This is a genomic window from Ruegeria sp. CDSB013, from assembly GCF_059611165.1.
The window spans coordinates 196958-214577 of record NZ_JBXWPA010000004.1; the positions used below are offsets into that span (position 1 = coordinate 196958).

13 protein-coding genes are annotated in these 17620 nt (G+C 58.7%); 5 read left to right on the plus strand and 8 right to left on the minus strand.

The window, feature by feature from the left end; all coding sequences use genetic code 11:
* Nucleotide 1 precedes the first annotated feature (1 nt).
* The 8 genes from AC2FJF_RS09230 to AC2FJF_RS09265 are packed head-to-tail and all read right to left on the minus strand — an operon-like array spanning nucleotide 2 to nucleotide 10607.
* Nucleotides 2-1771, minus strand: a complete 1770-nt coding sequence (locus AC2FJF_RS09230) for an acyl-CoA dehydrogenase family protein (protein ID WP_496724872.1) — start codon at nucleotides 1769-1771, stop codon at nucleotides 2-4.
* A gap of 12 nt (nucleotides 1772-1783) precedes the next feature.
* On the minus strand, nucleotides 1784-4081 hold the full coding sequence (locus AC2FJF_RS09235; protein ID WP_496724874.1) for a 3-hydroxyacyl-CoA dehydrogenase/enoyl-CoA hydratase family protein: 2298 nt from the start codon (nucleotides 4079-4081) through the stop codon (nucleotides 1784-1786).
* Nucleotides 4082-5263, minus strand: coding sequence for an acetyl-CoA C-acyltransferase (locus AC2FJF_RS09240; protein ID WP_496724876.1), 1182 nt, complete (start codon nucleotides 5261-5263; stop codon nucleotides 4082-4084).
* 23 nt (nucleotides 5264-5286) lie between these two features.
* Nucleotides 5287-6936: a long-chain-fatty-acid--CoA ligase gene (locus tag AC2FJF_RS09245; RefSeq protein ID WP_496724878.1), complete on the minus strand. Its 1650-nt coding sequence runs from the start codon at nucleotides 6934-6936 to the stop codon at nucleotides 5287-5289.
* A 38-nt stretch (nucleotides 6937-6974) separates the two neighbouring features.
* Entirely contained in the window at nucleotides 6975-8363 is a 1389-nt protein-coding gene (locus tag AC2FJF_RS09250) for an amidase family protein (protein ID WP_496724880.1), read from the minus strand.
* A gap of 26 nt (nucleotides 8364-8389) precedes the next feature.
* A complete protein-coding gene (locus tag AC2FJF_RS09255) occupies nucleotides 8390-8767 on the minus strand; it encodes a nuclear transport factor 2 family protein (RefSeq protein ID WP_496724882.1) in 378 nt (125 codons plus the stop codon).
* A gap of 48 nt (nucleotides 8768-8815) precedes the next feature.
* Nucleotides 8816-9463: a 3,4-dihydroxy-2-butanone-4-phosphate synthase gene (gene ribB, locus AC2FJF_RS09260; protein ID WP_496724883.1), complete on the minus strand. Its 648-nt coding sequence runs from the start codon at nucleotides 9461-9463 to the stop codon at nucleotides 8816-8818.
* Between the two features lie 10 nt (nucleotides 9464-9473).
* On the minus strand, nucleotides 9474-10607 hold the full coding sequence (locus AC2FJF_RS09265; RefSeq protein WP_496724771.1) for an LLM class flavin-dependent oxidoreductase: 1134 nt from the start codon (nucleotides 10605-10607) through the stop codon (nucleotides 9474-9476).
* A gap of 179 nt (nucleotides 10608-10786) precedes the next feature.
* Here AC2FJF_RS09265 and AC2FJF_RS09270 point away from each other — a divergent pair, with 179 nt between their 5' ends.
* The 5 genes from AC2FJF_RS09270 (at nucleotide 10787) to AC2FJF_RS09290 (ending at nucleotide 17567) form a co-directional block, all read left to right on the plus strand.
* Nucleotides 10787-11758 (plus strand): TetR/AcrR family transcriptional regulator, encoded by a 972-nt coding sequence (locus AC2FJF_RS09270; protein ID WP_496724886.1) that lies wholly within the window; start codon nucleotides 10787-10789, stop codon nucleotides 11756-11758.
* A 262-nt stretch (nucleotides 11759-12020) separates the two neighbouring features.
* Nucleotides 12021-14117, plus strand: a complete 2097-nt coding sequence (locus AC2FJF_RS09275; protein WP_496724888.1) for a hydantoinase/oxoprolinase family protein — start codon at nucleotides 12021-12023, stop codon at nucleotides 14115-14117.
* Nucleotides 14117-15769: a hydantoinase B/oxoprolinase family protein gene (locus AC2FJF_RS09280; RefSeq protein WP_496724889.1), complete on the plus strand. Its 1653-nt coding sequence runs from the start codon at nucleotides 14117-14119 to the stop codon at nucleotides 15767-15769. The genes AC2FJF_RS09275 and AC2FJF_RS09280 overlap by 1 nt, the downstream gene beginning before the upstream one ends.
* Nucleotides 15766-16833, plus strand: a complete 1068-nt coding sequence (locus AC2FJF_RS09285) for a pyridoxal phosphate-dependent aminotransferase (protein WP_496724890.1) — start codon at nucleotides 15766-15768, stop codon at nucleotides 16831-16833. The genes AC2FJF_RS09280 and AC2FJF_RS09285 overlap by 4 nt, the downstream gene beginning before the upstream one ends.
* Nucleotides 16830-17567 (plus strand): maleate cis-trans isomerase family protein, encoded by a 738-nt coding sequence (locus AC2FJF_RS09290; protein WP_496724891.1) that lies wholly within the window; start codon nucleotides 16830-16832, stop codon nucleotides 17565-17567. The genes AC2FJF_RS09285 and AC2FJF_RS09290 overlap by 4 nt, the downstream gene beginning before the upstream one ends.
* The last annotated feature ends 53 nt before the right edge of the window (nucleotides 17568-17620 follow it).

Genomic DNA, 17620 nt, shown 5'->3' on the forward strand with positions numbered 1-17620 from the left:
GTTACAGACAGCGATCAGCCCGACATACAACGCCGGGTTCACCGGCCTGCATGATCAATTCGTGGCTGACAGCCCGGGGCAATGCCCGCGCCATAAAGGCGCGCGCTGCATCCACCCGATCCGCATAGTATTCTGGCGATTGAGAACCTGCTGCAGCGGTGGCCACCCGTGCAATCCGGGCGGACATCCAGGCCGATACGCTCAACGCCACGATTTCCAGATAGTCGCACGCCCCGGACAGCACGTCACCTTGCGCCGTGCCCAGCACCCAATCGGTCGAGCGCCCAAGCCGGGATGCCGCATCGCGCAAGTTATTCTTTAAGTCAGAGACGTCGTCGCCCAGTTTGCCCGCCTCGTCCAGCATATCGGCCACCAGACCCTTGATGGCGGCGCCATTGTCGCCGCGCACCTTACGCATAACCAGATCACGGGCCTGAACGGCATTGGTACCTTCGTAGATTTCAGTGATCCGCACATCACGCACCAGCTGTTCGACGCCGTAATCCTTGATGAACCCATGCCCGCCATGCATCTGCACAGCCTCATTCGCCATTCGCGATCCCATGTCCGAAAGGTAGGACTTGATGACCGGCGTCAGTAGCGAAAGGCGCGCGTCTGCCACTTTGCGCTGCTCGGACGTAGCGGCACGATGAGCTTCGTCCAACAGGCCCGCTCCGAAATAGGCCAGCGCACGGGCAGCGTCCATTTCGCCCTGGGCGGTCAGCAGGCGGCGGCGTACGTCCGCATGGGCAATCAGCGGATCCGCAGGACCGTTCGGGTTCAACGGTTCCCCGTCCGCGCGCCCCTGAAGACGTTCGTGGGCATATGTCGACGCGGTTTGCACAGCGGCCTCAGCCACGCCCAACCCCTGCAAGCCGACCGACAGGCGCGCGGCGTTCATCATTACGAACATCGCGGCCAGGCCTTTACCCTCGTCACCGACGATCCAGGCCTTGGTGTCTTCAAACGAAATCGCGCAGGTGGGTGATCCGTGGATACCCATCTTGTTCTCGATCCCGGCAATGGTGATCGTGTTTTGCTGGTCCGTCGTGTTGTTGTCCGCATCCAGCATGTATTTTGGTGCCAAAAACAGTGACAGTCCACGCGGTCCGGGCTGAGCGCCCTCGACCCGTGCGAGGATCAGATGGGCGACATTTTCCGACATGTCGTGGTCGCCCCAGGTGATGAAGATCTTGTTACCGGTGATGGCATAAGATCCGTCATCATTTCGCACGGCCTTGGTGCGGATCAGGCCCAGATCGGTGCCGCAATGCGGCTCGGTCAGGTTCATGGTTCCGGCCCAGTTGCCGGACGTCAGCTGAGGGCAATAGACCGCCTTTTGTTCGTCCGACCCATAGGCCATCAGCGCTTCGACAACGCCAAAGTTCAGTTCGTGGATCAGGGCAAAAGCCAGATTGGTTCCGGCCATCCCTTCACGCAGGGCGGCATGCAGGACGAAGGGCAGTTGTTGGCCACCATATTCTTCTTCCAGCGCCAGCGCGTTCCAGCCGTCTTCGCAGAATACCTTATAGGCATCACTAAACCCGGGGGCGGCATAGACCTGACCGTTTTCCAGCCGCGCGCCCGGGCTGTCGCCGGCTTCGTTGCAAGTGGCGAGGTTGTCGCGCACAAAGCCGTTGATCGCGTCAACGACCGCAAAGAACGTATCTTTGTCGCAATGCTCATACCCAGGCAGTGCCAGCGTTTTGTCGAGGTCAAGAACCTCGTCCAACAGAAAAGTAATGTCCCGCTGCGGGAGTTGATAGTCCATACCTATGATCCCTCAGTTTTTGAGCGGCTTGCCGGTCGTCATGGTGTGGCGCATTCGTTCGATTGTCTTATCCTTTCGGATCAGGCGCATCATGCCTTCGGCTTCCAGCCTGTGCAGCGCTTCTTCATCCAGAACGCCGCCCTCACCCCCGGCCAGTACGTGCGCCGTTTCACGCGCAATCTCGACCGTGTAGGGCGCGTCTGGCATAGCCTCGGCCAGTGCGGCCAGTTTGGGCTCCAGCGCGGCATTGATAGCGGCGGCATCCAGCGTGATCTCGGCCTTTGGCGCGGGTTTGTACCCGTCAGCCAGCGCCAGAGCCGCCGCCTTGGCCTCGGCCAGAAGGCGGTCGCGGTTCATGACAACGCCGTCCGTCGCGCACAGATAGCCCGCGTGTTGCGCCATCGGGGCAGAGCCGGTCATCAGCGCCACAGAAATCACATCGAACGCAGCCTCGGCCCCTTTGACCGGATCACCCAACTCCGCCGCCTTGAGCAGCAACAGGGCTGTGGTTCCGCCCCACGCGGGCAGCAGGCCAACATTGGCCTCGACCAACCCGATATTGCTTTCCAAAGCGGCCATGACCCGATCCGAGTGCATTAGGATTTCGCAGCCGCCACCAAGGGCCAGACCACAGGCGGCCGAGACAACCGGGAACGGCGCGTATTTAATCTTGCGCATCGTGGCCTGACCGATGGCTAGTTGCCCTTCGACCAGATCCAATTCCCCCGCATCAGCACGATCCAGCGCTTTTTTTAGGTTCGCGCCCACAGAAAAGTGGTTGCCGTCCGACCCGATGACCATCGCTTTGAAGTCTCGGCCTACAACGTCCAGTGCTTCGCTCACACCTGTCATCACCTGATCATCCAAAGCCGCATTAGGTGCCGTGATCGTCAGCAGAGCGACACCATCACCCATATCGCGCAGCACAACGGCCTCGGTCTGGAACACCGGAGCATCCGTCAGGTCAGATGCAAAGATCACCCCGGGGCCACGCGGCACGTCCGCCTGTTCGCCCGAAGGCAACAGCACCTTACGGTCACGGCCCTGGCCTGAATAAATCCCGCCGCGTTCAGCGGCCAGCGCCAGCAAGGGCGGCACGTCCTGACCCTCGGCCTTCAAGCGAGCCACAATCTTGTCCGCACCAATCTTGTCGATCAGCTTGAATGGGCCCATACGCCAATTATATCCCAGCTCCATCGCTGCATCGATATCCGCCGGGTTGGCGGTAATCTCGGGCACGCAGTATGCTGCGTAAGACAAAGTCGGCCCCATTACGGCCCAGGCAAAATCAGCCAACCGATCACCGGCCTGATCAATAAAGTCGACACCAAAGCTTTTGGCCGACTCCGGACCCTTGGCCTGCGCACGATACTCTAGCGTTGCCAGATCAACGGCTTCGGCGACTGGTTTGCCATTTTCGTCCTTGGATCTGCGATAGAAACCCGCACCGACCTTGCGACCGGCCAAACCATTGGCGGCCATCTGATCGAACAGCTCCAGACTGTCGGTATGGAATTGCTGCGGATCATCAGCCTCAAGCAAATTGCGCATAGACAGGCGCGATTTGCCCATCAGGTCGATACCGATCAGGTCCATCAACGCGAATACACCCGTTCCGGGCACGCCGAAGGGACGGGCCAGCACTGTATCAGCCTCTTCAACTGTGATGCCACGCGCCACGGCCTCGCGGGCAGCGGCGTTCATCCACAGCCCGCCCAGACGGTTGGCGATGAAACCGGGGCGGTCGTTGCAGGGCACGACGGTTTTGCCGAGGCGTTCATCGCTGAACGCACGCGCACGTTCCGCAGCAGCCGGATCTGTGTCCGGTCCGGTCACAAGCTCAATCAGGCGCATATAGCGCGGCGGGTTGAAGAAATGCACGATGATGAACCGCTTGCGCAGGCTGTCATCCATTTGGTTGACCAAATCGGCCAGCGGAATGGTCGAGGTGTTCGAGCTCAGCAGTGCATCGTCGCGCAGGTAAGGCGCAATTTTCGCATAGAGCCCGTGTTTGATGGCGAGGTCTTCCAGAACGACCTCAACCACCCAATCACAGGTCGAAAGCTGATCCAGATCATCATCCAGATTGCCCGCTGTCAGCCGGGCCGCATAGGCCGGGTCGGCCAGTTGCGGCGCGCGGCCCTTGGTCATGCGTGCAATGGCACCTTTGGCCAACATCGAGCGGTCTTCGGCATCCTTTGGGACGATGTCCAGCAAAACGACTTCGGCACCTGCATTGGCGAAATGGGCGGCAATGCCTGCCCCCATCACGCCCGAGCCGATGACAGCAACTTTTTTGATCGCAGTCATTTACAGAACCTCGAACAGACCAGCAGCACCCATGCCGCCGCCGATGCACATAGTGGCAACGATGTACTTCGCGCCGCGTTTCTTACCCTCGATCAGCGCGTGACCGACCATACGCGTGCCCGACATACCATAGGGGTGGCCCACGGAAATCGCGCCGCCATCGACGTTCAGGATCTCATTCGGGATGCCCAGCTTGTCACGGCAATACAGGGCTTGCGATGCAAAGGCCTCATTCAATTCCCACAGGCCGATATCGTCCATCTTGAGGCCATTGCGTTCCAGCAATTTCGGCACTGCAAACACCGGACCGATACCCATCTCATCGGGCTCACAACCCGCGACGACATAGCCCATGTAGCGACCCAACGGCTCGAGCCCGCGCTTTTCAGCCAGCTTCTCTTCCATCACGACCTGCGCCGAGCCACCGTCGGACAATTGCGAGGCGTTGCCAGCCGTGATCCACTTGTCCTCGCCCATCACTGGGGTAAGACCCTGCAGGCTTTCCAGCGTGGTCGAAGGACGGTTGCACTCGTCCCGCGACAGCGTGACCTCTTCATAGGTGATCTCGCCGGTTTCCTTGTTCTTGTTTGCCTTGGTGACCGTGATTGGCACTATCTCGTCATCGAACTTGCCCGCAGCCTGCGCCGCGGCGGTGCGCTGCTGAGATTGCAGGGCAAACGCATCCTGCGCCTCGCGGGTGATGCCATAGCGTTCGGACACAGTATCGGCGGTCGCGATCATCGGATCGTAGAACCCACGAATATTCTGCGCGATCCAGTCCTCTTTCAGGCGATAGGTGTTATCGCGGCCCATCACCAGTGAAATGCTTTCCGCTCCGCCGCCAACAACAACGTCACAGCCATCCACCATGACCCGAGAACAGGCGCGCGTCAGGGCCTCAAGACCGGACGAGCAGAACCGGTTGATGGTTTGACCCGACGCGGTCACGGGTAGACCGGCGCGCATGGCGACCTGACGACCCAGATTGCCGCCGTTTGCACCTTCGGGAACGGCATTGCCGATGATCACGTCCTCAATTTCAGACGGGTCAACACCGGCGCGTTTGACCGCCTCGGCGACAGCATGGCCACCATAAACGGCGGGGTGAGTGTCGTTGAAAGCACCACGAAAGGCTTTGCCAATTGCAGTACGGGCGGTCGAAACGATTACAGCAGAACGCATTAGATTGATCCTTTAAGGAAGTATTAGATGTCAGTGGGCAGCTTGTAGTCGGCGTATTGCTCACGCAGATGCAGCTTTGAAACTTTGCCGGTCGCGGTGTGCGGAAGCTCGGCCTGGAACACCACGTCGTCGGGCGTCCACCACTTGGCGATCTGACCCTCGTAGAGCGTCAGGACATCCTCGCGGCTGACATCCGAGCCCTCACGCCTGACAGCAACGATCAGCGGGCGCTCATCCCATTTTCGGTGTTTGGCGGCGATACAGGCGGCCTCCAGAATTTCCGGGTGGCTCATGGCGATGTTTTCCAGATCGATCGAGGAAATCCACTCGCCGCCCGATTTGACCACGTCCTTGGTTCGGTCGGTCAGGCGCAGATAGCCTTTCGGGTCGATCGCCGCGACATCACCGGTGATGAACCAACCGTCCTCGGTAAAGGCATCAGCACCGGCCCCATCCCAATAGCTTTCGGCAACCCAGTGGCCGCGCACCTGCAACATACCCGAGGCAACGCCGTCATGCGGCAGCAACTCGCCTTCGTCATTAACGATGCGCATCTCGACCCCATAAAGCGCACGGCCCTGTTTGGTCTTCAGCGCAAGACGGTCGTCGATTGGCAGTTTATCCTCGCCCCATTTGGGCACCGAAAGCGTGCCGACGGGGCTCAGCTCGGTCATACCCCAGCCATGCACCACGTCGATACCGTGGCCTTTTTCGATCTGCTCGATCAGTGACAGAGGTGCCGCTGAACCTCCCATCATCGCGCGTTTGACTGTTTTTAGCGTGGCGCCCTGCTGATCCAGATATTCGAACAAGCCCAGCCAGACAGTCGGCACACCCGAGATCATCGTGACCTCTTCGTCGTCCATAAGTTCGCGCAGCGGGGCCGGATCCATGCCCGGTCCGGGCATAACCAGTTTGGTGCCGTTCATCAGGGCCGCATAGGGAATACCCCAGGCACAGGCGTGGAACATCGGCACCACGGGCAAAGTGGCATCACGCGAGCTGAGCGCAAGCCAGTCGCCGCCAGACACGCCCATGGCGTGCAGCACGGTCCCACGATGGGAATACAAAACGCCTTTGGGATTGCCTGTTGTGCCAGATGTGTAACACAGCGCCATGGCCGCGTTCTCATCCAGTTCGGGCCAGTCATAAACCTCGGGCTTGCCCGCGATCAGAGATTCGTAGTCAAGGACCAGGGTCTTCATCTGCAGCACCTGATCCGGGCCAGTCAGGCTGAACCAGGCCTGAACGCTGGGGCAGCGGGCCGAGACAGCATCGATCAGCGGCGCAAAAGTCGTGTCGAAGAACATTTGCGTGTCTTCGGCGTCGTTGATAATAAACGCGATCTGATCGGGATGCAGGCGCGGATTGATCGTGTGGCAAATCGCACCGATGCAAGCCAATGCATAATAGAGTTCCAGATGCCGATTGTTGTTCCAGGCCAGCGTCGCGACGCGGTCACCCGGCCCCACACCAAGTTCGGTCAAAGCGTGCGCCAGTTGTTGGGTCCGTCGCCCCATATCCGCAAAGCTGTAGCGATCAATCGCCATGTCCGAGTTGCGCCAGACAATCTCCGCCTCGGGATGCGCACGCATGCCATGACGGAAAATGCTGGTCACCGTCAGTGGCATCGTCATGATCTGACCGGGAATCGTCGTTTTTTCTGCGCTCATTTTTTGCCTCTCAATGTGTTTTTCTGCATCTGCGTCCGTCACAGAGGCGCAGGCGGCATTTCTCCGATGTCCCGTTCGATCCGCCACGACATTTGCAAAACGCCCAGATCGTCAAAGCGGCGTCCGACCAATTGCATACCGATCGGCAGCCCGTTTCGGTCTAGCCCGACCGGAATACTGGATGCCGGTTGCTCAGTGAGGTTGAACAGGAAGGTATTAGCCCAGCTTTCGAACGGCTTATCGGGGTCAGACCCCGGCAGGTCAGCAGCAAAGGCGGTGTCAGGTGTCGATGGCAACAGGACAAAATGATGGCCGTCAATCAGCGCCAACGCACGTTCGCGCAACGCCTGCGTGTGATCGAAATTCCGCTGATGCTCAACAGCGGACAATGCGCGTGCATCGTTGGTCCAGTTGCGGATATAGGGCGTTTTCGCCTGTTCGGCCTCGGGTTGGCGCGTCAGTTCGGACAGGGTACGTATTTTGTAGAATGCCTCGGCGGGTTCCCAGTCCGTTCGGCTGAACGGCGCGGTTTCAAGATAGGTGACCTGAACGCCCATATCCCGCAAAACCTGTGCCGTCCGTTCCAGCGCTGCCTGAACATCTTCCGCCACCGGTTCGCCCAAGCCCAGCTCGGGGATGACCAGAACCGACATGCCTTTGCGGTCGCCGCGCGTCAGGCGCGAAACATAGTTCGCGCCGTCCCGTGCCAATGCCGCGAAATCGCGCGTATCCTCTCCGGTCAGAACATTCATATGCAGCGCGACGTCGCCAAAATTGCGGGCCAACGGCCCCGCCGTGATCGCCGGGCTGTTGCAGACGTAATAGGGCACACGCCCTTGGCTTGGCTTCAGCCCGGCCAGGCCGCAATACGAGGCTGGCAGACGGATGGATCCCACGATGTCGGTCCCAATCGAAACCGGCTCGATCCCAGCGGCAACACTGGCCGACGCGCCCGAAGATGATGCGCCTGTCGTGCGCGATACATCCCATGGATTGCGGGTAACCCCATGCTTTGAGCTCACTCCGCCTGCAAGAATGCCATAATCGCACATGGTATTTTTGCCCAGGATCACGGAACCGGCCTCACGCATGCGTGCTACCGTGGGATGATCGGTTGTGCTGACCGATGCCTCACCCGCCGCCGAGCCGCGATAGGCGGGCATACCGATGCAATCCATTGCGTCCTTGACTGTTGTCGGCACGCCATCCAGCGGCCCCATTGGTATGTTGTCGTGCCAACGTTTCTCGGACGCCCGCGCCGATTCAAGCGCGCCCTCGGCATCCACATGGTAAATCGCATTGATCCTAGGATTTACCGACTCAATACGGGCCAGCGCAGCCTGCGTGACTTCGACCGGAGACAACTCCAGCCGGGCAAAGGCCTGCACCATGGCACGCGCCGAAAGTTGGGAATATGGGGCGGTCATTCGGGGGCTCGATCAGATAGAGGGGATCAGTCTTCGGTGCGCTGGACGTAATAGACCTTGGCCGCAATCTTCCAGCCCTCGCCGGTGCGGATCAGCGACAGGTAGTCGATGAAGTATCGCGGCTGCACGGCGCAGTCGATCTTGACAAAGGCTGTATTCGGCCCTGATTGATCGATCGAGATTGTGTGCCCATAGACAGGATAGCCCTTGGATTTCGGGCTTTCGCGACCGCCGATGACCTCTTTGTATTTCTCCAGCGTCATTTGGATATAACTGCCATCCTCGTTGGCGCAGCAAAGATCACATTCCGGCAGAAACATCTGGTCGGTCTTGCTGATGTCTCCGTCATGCAGGTTTTCGATATACGCCTGCATCAGGGTTTCGATCTCGGCAAATGCGGTCATTGGATATCCTCGGTCATGAGTGTCTTGAAACGCAGGTGGTATTGGCTGTCAGGCGGCCTTGTTGGAAAGCAGGTCCTGGCGAAACCGTTTGAGGTCTTCGATTGTGCCGACCTTAAGGCCGTGCCGGGCCCCAAATTCCAGCAGATCCGGCAGGCGCGCCATTTCACCGTCATTATTCATGATTTCGCAGATCACGCCGGCATCCCCCTGCCCGGACAGGCGGGCCAGATCAACTGCGGCTTCGGTGTGGCCTTCGCGTTCCAGCACACCGTGCGGTCTCGCCACCAATGGAAACAGATGCCCGGGCGAAACCAGATCGACCGAAGAGCCGCTGTCGGATGCCAAAAGTGCAATGGTCCGCGCCCGGTCGCTGGCGGAAATGCCGGTGGTCGTGCCTTCTTTCGCATCCACCGAAATGGTGAACGCCGTATGATGTGGATCCGTGTTCAACGCTGTCATCGGTCCAAGACTGAACTGCTCGGCCCGTTCGGGCGGAATGGCCATGCAGATCAAACCCCGACCAAAGCGTGCCATGAAATTTACCGCGGCCGCATCCGCGCAGGCGGCGGGGATCACCAGATCGCCCTCATTCTCGCGGTTTTCATCGTCGACAAGAATTACCATACGGCCTTGTTCGCAATCCGTAATGATCTCTTCGATGGGCGACAGCTGATAAACTTCATGCAGATCGAACACGGTCTTCCCCTTATCCGTTCAGAGGCTTGATGACGCCTTCGGCAAATTCGATCAGAGCTTCCTGCTCGATCTCGTCGCCAAAGTAGTTCACGTGGTGCCAGACAAAGAATTCGTCGATCTGATAGCGCTCGGCCAGTTCACCGACCTGGTCCAGAACCTGTTGACGCGAGCCGTCCCAGACGCGGCCCAGTGGGACGTGATAGGGCGGCGCGTCGTAGGCCGAGAACCACAGGTTGTCGAACATTTCGCGGTACTGTTTGGTCTTGGCCGGAGTCTTGCCCATCATCAGATGCGCACCCAGAGCCAGGACGTCGTTGTTGGTGGTTTGAGGCAGCCCGTTTTCATGCGCAGCCTTCAGGCAGTTCTCAAGAATCACCGGCATGAATTCTTCTTTGTCGGCGGTCACGAAGGACACCATCTTGGCCCCTTCCGAAGCCCAGAACTTGGCAGTTTCCATCGAATACGAGAACGGCGCATATACTTTTGGGTGCGGCTTTTGCAGCGGACGAGGCACGATGCCCGATTTGCGCAGGATCTTGTTGCTATCAACCGGACTGTCACCACCCCAGAGTTTGGTTGGATTGAACTCCCACTCGACATTCGACGGGAAATTCCAGAATTCGCCCTGATGTTCGGTCAGGTCGTCCGTCCACAGCGACTTGATCAGACGCCAGTTTTCGTACAGCGCGCGACGGTTGCGCTGGTCGGCCTCGGACTTGTCGGATTCAGCCGAGGTGATGTCCAGGTGCTGCCCCATGGTCGCCGTCCAGCGCGGCGTGTTCCCGCGCGAGAACCCTGCGAAGACGCGGCCGCCGGTCATATGGTCCAGCATGGCGATGTCTTCGGCCGTCTTGATCGGGTTCATCGCGGTCAGGTTCATCCCCAACTGACCAACTTTGAAGTTCTTGGTGTGCTGGGCGATGTACATGTTCCAGAACAGCGGGTTCGTGGTGCATTCAACGCCTTCGACCTGCATGTGGTGCTCAGTCAGGCAGAAGCCGTCATAGCCCAGCTCTTCGGCAAGGACCATCTGATCACGCATCGTGTGCATCATCTTGTTGAACCGCGCAGGGTCACGTCCAGCAAGCTGAGTGTCCTCGCCATGCTGGCGTGCGAATGGAATGGCGAGAATCTTGAACTTCATGCAGGCGTCCCCTAACGTGTGATTGAACGTTCACTAACACTCCCATACGGCCGGCAATTTCGTCAAGCCCCGAATTGTTTTTCCCTACGTCGCAATGACACTGCGACGATTTCCAACTGGACAAGAGATAGGGATTTCAACATGTTGCCCTCAGGTAGGGTCCTATGGAGGCAAGCCACGTGTTTTTGTATTCCGCTGCGCAAGTTGATGAATTTATTAATAAATCGCAGCTAGATGGCGTGTGCGTTGCGTTGGCGATTGATGCTGCGCGCGAGGAACTCAAACGCCTCGGAGACACTTTGCATCCAACACTGGTCAACACCTCGGCCACGAATCTGGCAACTGCGGGACAGGGGCAAATCGAGGCTCAGGCCATCCGCATGTCGCCAGAAGATTCGCTGCTGACCACATACCGTGTCTCGATCGTTCAGGCCGGACACAATCCCGGTGAAGCCGCCACGCTGATGGAAGTGACCTGCACCTTCTCAGTCGAAGCGCAACTGGCGGAAACGCCAAAATCCACTCAGGCTGAAAAGCCGCCCCGCGCCCTGTCCGACACCGCCGAGGAACGGCGGCGGCAGATCTTTGAAGGCGCGTGCAAGGTGATTGCCAAGCATGGGTTCGGAAATGCATCGATGCGCGAGATTGCCAAAACATCCGGGCTGTCGGTTCCGCTGATGTACAAATACATCAAGGACAAGGACGATATACTGCACCTGATCACTACGATGTGCATGCAGGACATCATCGACTTTTTCGATACCGGAGAACTGTTCACCGGCCCCGCCGATCAGAACCTTGAAAAAGCGGTTGACCGGTACATCGATTACATTGGTGAAAATCGCCGCTATATCAATCTGGTCTATTCGGAAACACGGTCAATGTCTGCCGAGAACCGCGCGCGTGTATTTGATATGGAGCGTGAATTCATGGGCCGCTGGAAAGGCATTCTGGACAAAGGGGTCGAGCAGAAAGTGTTCCGCCCTATGAACACAGAGCTGATGGCCAATTATCTGTATTTCCTGTGCAACGTCTGGTCACTCCGGCATTGGAGCATCGGAAAATTCCCGGAAAGCGAAATCCGAACCAGCCTGAAGGCGCTCATCATGGATGGTGTTTTAGTCAAAGCTGCTCCCTCCAAAAAATCCTGAGCGAACTATCGACCGATCTGGTTGGTTGATGCACAAACGCTTAGGCAATCAAGATGCAAATCTCTGTCGCTTCCAGGCGATTTGGTCGCAAATTAACTTGCGACACGTCTTGGGCGTGTCAAACTGCGTACATGACACCGCTCTCTAGTCCGAACCCTCTGGATCGCCGCGCAACCGGTTGTGATCTCGTCGTCTGTGGATGATGGCAGGCGCCCTGCGCCTTTTGCCCTCTGCCCAGACAACGGACAATTCGGACACCCTCATGACATCTCAAACCTTACGCCTGGCCATTGATATCGGCGGTACCTTTACCGATACGGTGCTCGTCTCGGACGATGAGACCATATTGGCTTCGACCAAGACGCTCACGACGCACCAAAATCCTGCAGATGGCGCGATGGAGGGCGCAAAACGTGTCATGGCGGAATCCGGCCGGTCGTTGAATGAAGTGACAAGTTTCATCCACGGAACGACGCTGGCGACCAATGCATTAATCGAACGGCAAGGCGCTGTTGTGGGAACTGTTACGACTGAAGGGTTTCGCGACATTCTGGAAATCGCGTATGAGCGGCGATATGCGCAATATGACATCAACCTGGAAAAGCCGGACCTGCTGGCACCACGCGAACGGGCGCTGACCATTCGCGAAAGAATGGCTGCCGATGGGAATGTGCTGATCCCGCTGGACGCCAGTTCGATAGGCGCGCTGTTGGCCGAGTTGGACGCCAGCGGCGCGGAAGCAGTCGCAATCTGTTTAATGCATGCCTATGCCAACCCGTCGCACGAACGCAGGCTGCGTGACATACTGGCCGAACGGCGCCCTGGCCTGACAATTTCTATTTCCTCTGATGTTAGCCCCGAGGCGCGCGAGTTCGACCGGCTTTGTACCACGGTCGCAAATGCCTACATCCAACCCCTGATGGAAAGCTATCTGGCGCGCTTTGCCTCACGGTTTCAGGAGGAAGGCGTGGCCTGCCCGATCCTGATGATGACGGCAGGTGGCGGCATGTGCACCGTTCAAACCGCCTCACGCTTTCCGATCCGGCTGGTCGAAAGCGGCCCCGCAGGTGGGGCTATTTTGGCGGCCCGGATCGCGGCGCGAGCTGGGATTGACGAGGTGCTGTCGTTCGACATGGGCGGGACGACTGCGAAGCTCTGCCTGATCGACAATGCCCGGCCTCAAACCTCGCGCCAATTCGAAATCGCGCGGGCCGCGCGGTTCATCAAGGGATCGGGCATGCCGGTACGTATCCCTGTGGTCGAAATGATCGAGATTGGCGCGGGCGGCGGCTCAATCGCCGGGGTTGACCGTCTGGGTCGGTTGACTGTGGGTCCAAAATCGGCCGGATCAGAACCCGGTCCGGTAGCTTTTGGGCGGGGCGGCACAGAGCCAACCGTGACCGACAGCGACATTACCTTGGGCTATATTGTGCCGGACACATTTGCCGAAGGGTTTATCAAGATCGCCCCCGAAGCGTCTGAAGCTGCGCTGAACCGGGTCATCGCCGCGCGTCTGGGCACGAACGGCACTGCGGCAGCGGACGGCGTCAGTCGCATCGTCGATGAAAGCATGGCCAGTGCGGGCCGAATGCATGCGGTGGAGTCGGGCAAGGACCTCGGTTCGCGCACAATGATTGCTTTCGGCGGCAACGGCCCCCTGCATGCAAGCCGGATGGCCCGATCCGCCGGGGTCCGTCGCATCGTGATCCCGCCCAATCCAGGCGTCGGGTCCGCGGTCGGGTTCCTATTTGCTCCGGTCAGTTTTGAGATCGTCAGATCAAGTTATTCTCTACTTGAATCCCTAGATCTGGAGCGGGTCAACTCCCTGCTTTCCGACATGATCGACGAGGCAAGCCGGGTGGTTGCCCAAGGCGCGGGTGATGCACCCACCGAAACCCAACGCACGGCTTTCATGCGCTACAACGGTCAGGGCCACGAGATCGAGATTGCCCTGCCCGATCGCGATTTAACTTTCGAAGACATAGAGCCGCTGACTGATGCGTTCGAGGCGGAATACCGTAAACAATTCTCGCGTCCCGTGCCGGGAATGCAAATCGAGATCCTGAACTGGGCGGTCCGCGTCGCAACCCCAGATGCGGATGTTCCAGATTTGCCGGAAACACCAGTTCTGACAACGATCACACCAGCCCAGACCCGCCCCATCACCTGCGATGTAGATGGTCAGACAAAGCAGGCTGGTTTTGTGTCACGCGGCAGCCTGAACCCGGGCGACCGGGTTTGCGGCCCGGCGCTGATCACGGAACCGCAGACGACGACCTTGGTCTCTGCTGATTTCTCGGCGCATGTGGACGCCATTGGAAACCTCATCCTTATCCAAGATCAGAAAGGAGGTGTATGATGACTGCCGATCAGTCCCCCGCCCGCCTGCAAGTCATGTGGAACCGCCTGCTTGCGGTGGTTGAAGAACAAGGTCAGACCCTGATCCGCGCCGCATTCTCACCCATTGTACGCGAATGCGGCGACATTTCTGCCGGGATTTTTGACGCCGAGGGTCGGATGCTGGCACAGGCGGTCACCGGAACGCCCGGGCACATCAACACGATGGCCGAAGCCGTGATGCATCTGCGCGGTCATTTCCCGGTTCAGAACATGAAGCCCGGTGATATCTACATGACCAATGACCCTTGGCTGGCTTCGGGACACCTCAACGACTTTCTGCTGATGATGCCTGCCTTCAAAAACGGCAAAGTTGTCGGCTTTACTTCATGCACTTCGCATCTTGTGGATCTGGGCGGCCTTGGAATGGGCCCCGAAGGGTCAGATATCTATGATGAGGGCCTGCTGATCCCACCCTGCAAGCTGGTCGAACAAGGCGTCCCGAACGCTTTGCTTTTGGACATTGTCCGCGCCAACAGCCGCGAGCCTATTGCTAATGAGGGCGACATATATGCACTGGTCGCTTGTTGTGAAGCGGGCGTGAACCGCCTGCTCGATATGATGGATGAGTTCGGAATCGACGATCTGGATCAACTGGGCAGCTACATCATCGACACCTCGCGCCGAGGCACGCTTGAAGCCATCGCTGAAGTGCCCGCAGGCACCTATAGAAACTTTCTGAGGATGGACGGTTATGAAAAAGAACTGGAACTGCACGCCACCCTAACGGTCAGCAAAACGGGCATGCATGTGGATTTCACGGGAACGTCGGGCTGTTCGGGCAAGGGCATCAATGTGCCGCTGAACTATGCGACCGCCTATACCGTCTTCGCCCTACGCTGCATCGTCGGGTCTGACATCCCCAACAACGCCGGATCGCTGGAGCCGTTCACAGTGGACGGGCCAAAAGGCTGCATCCTCAATGCACAACGCCCCGCCCCGGTAGCAATGAGACACACACTAGGACAGGTAACACCAGATCTGGTGCTTGGATGCCTGCATCAGGCACTGCCGGATCAGGTCCCCGCCGAGGGCGCATCTTGCATGTTCGATCTGCCGATGCGGCACGCACCCGAAGTGGCGCGTGATGGAGGTCGGGAATTCGCGGTTGAACCTGTACATAATGGCGGCACCGGTGCCCGGCCACACGCGGATGGCTTGTCTGCCACAGCCTACCCTTCGGGCGTGTTCGGATCTCAGGTCGAGATCACGGAAAGCGTGGCCCCGGTCACAATCTGGAAACGCGAACTACGCCAGGATTCAGGAGGTGCAGGCAAGTATCGCGGCGGTCTCGGCCAACGGATCGAGATGACCTCAGCCAATGGCGCGCCTTTCCTCGTTTTCCTGTCGGTTGAGCGCCTCAAATTCCCCGCCCTCGGACGCATGGGTGGAAAACCCGGCGCACCCGGTCGTATTCGTTTCCGCGATAGCGAAAGTGATATCCCGGGCAAAGGAGAACTGCGCGTTGAAGCTGACGACTACCTGATCTTTGAAACCCCTGGGGGCGGTGGTTTTGGCGACCCGGCCGCGCGAGACCCACAGGCAATCTCCCTAGACCTCAAGCGCGGTCTGATCAGCGCAGAAGGCGCAAAATCCTATGGGGGCACATCATGATCCGCCCGGTTCCCCACATAAGTGCAATGGCGGCCTATGCGCTGGCCGACCTTGGCGGTGAAAACACTATCTCCTTGGCCCAGAACGAAAGCGCCTTTCCCGCAAGCCCCGCTGCCATCAAGGCGGGTCGTGACGCACTGGCCGATCTGCAATTGTATCCTGATCCGGAATGGTCGGAACTGCGCACAGCAATTGCCGATGTGCATGGACTCGATCCGGCACGGGTGCTGTGCGGAGCGGGCTCGATGGAGCTGATCGGCTGTTTGATTCGCGCCTATGCCGGGCGCGGTGATCGGGTCCTTGGCACGGATTACGGATATGCGTTTGTCGCCTCATCAGCAGCTCAGGTTCAGGCCGATTACGTCAAGGCGCGTGAAGTGGATCTGACCGTATCCGTCGACGATATCATCGCCGTGGTGACACCTGAAACGCGGATCGTCTTTGTCTGCAACCCTGGCAACCCGACCGGCACCCTGATCCCCAATTCCGAAATCCTTCGTCTGCGCGATGAACTGCCCACCGATGTTCTGCTGGTCGTCGATCAGGCTTATGCTGAGTTTTCCGATCACATACATGATCCGGCCGACATATTCGCGCTGAGCGATCGAGGGGACACCGTGATCATGCGCACCTTTTCCAAGGCCTATGGCCTGGCGGGCGCGCGTGCAGGATGGGGGTACTTCCCGCCCGAGATTGCGGCTGAACTGCGCAAATTGCTGAATCCAAACAATATTTCCATCGCTTCACAGGCGGCGGCAACTGCAGCGATCCGCGATCAGGCGCATATGCAAAATGTGGTTGCCCGCACGACTGAAATCCGTGAACGATTTGCCGTGGAATGTCGTGCGTTGGGCCTAATCGTTCCTCAAAGCCACACAAACTTTGTGCTATTGCGCTTTGCCTCAACGCTGGATGCGCAACGGGCAGACGCGGCGCTGCGGGCGGACGACCTACTAATGCGCGGCATGGGAGTATACGGCTTAACCGACTGCCTGCGCGCCACAATCTGCGAGACGCCGATCATGGATCGGTGCCTGACCGCCCTGAAGGGAGCATTGAAGTGACCGAAACACGAACCGCAGCCAAAATCGGTGTTCTGGTACCTTTCACCAACACCAACCTCGAACCGGATATGGAGTTGTTGAGGCCGCCCAACACCACAGTCCATTTTCAACGCATGGGCGGGTATGACGTGGATGAAATTCCCGGCTCGGATCAGATGGCGGGGTTGGGTGCATCGGATATCACTCACGACCTGCGGATGATCTCGGGCATACGCCCCGATGTGGTATTGTATGGCTGCACCTCGGCGACGCTGACCCACGGACCGTCCTTTGATGCAGAGCTGGCCCAGCAGATCAAGGCGGGCTCGGGTGCAGTTTCGCTGACCGCTGCAGGGGCGTTGATCGCTGGGATCAATGCGGTTGGCGCAACAAAGGTCGGCTTTTCATCGCCCTATTTGGGCGAGATCAATGCACAAGCGATGGATTTCATGGCCCTTAACGGCATTGAAACTGTCAAATGTGCCGATGTCGGCCGCGAGCTTGGCAATTATGGGCAAGGTGAACTGACCCCGGGCGAGGTGTTCGATCTGGCGTGCAGGGCCGATCACCCGGACGCGCAGGCAATCGTCCTAAGCTGCACAGACATGCGCTCGGTCGAGGCAATTGAACGAATTGAAGCCGCGCTGAACAAACCCGTCGTTTCCTCCAATCAAGCAATGGTCTTTGGATTGCTGAAAGCGCTGAACCTGCCGCGTCACGAAACGTTACCTGGGCGTCTGTTCGACACTCTTTGATCAACAGCGAAGGCAAGTGGCACTTCTACGCCTCTCTCACATAAGCTGCAGTT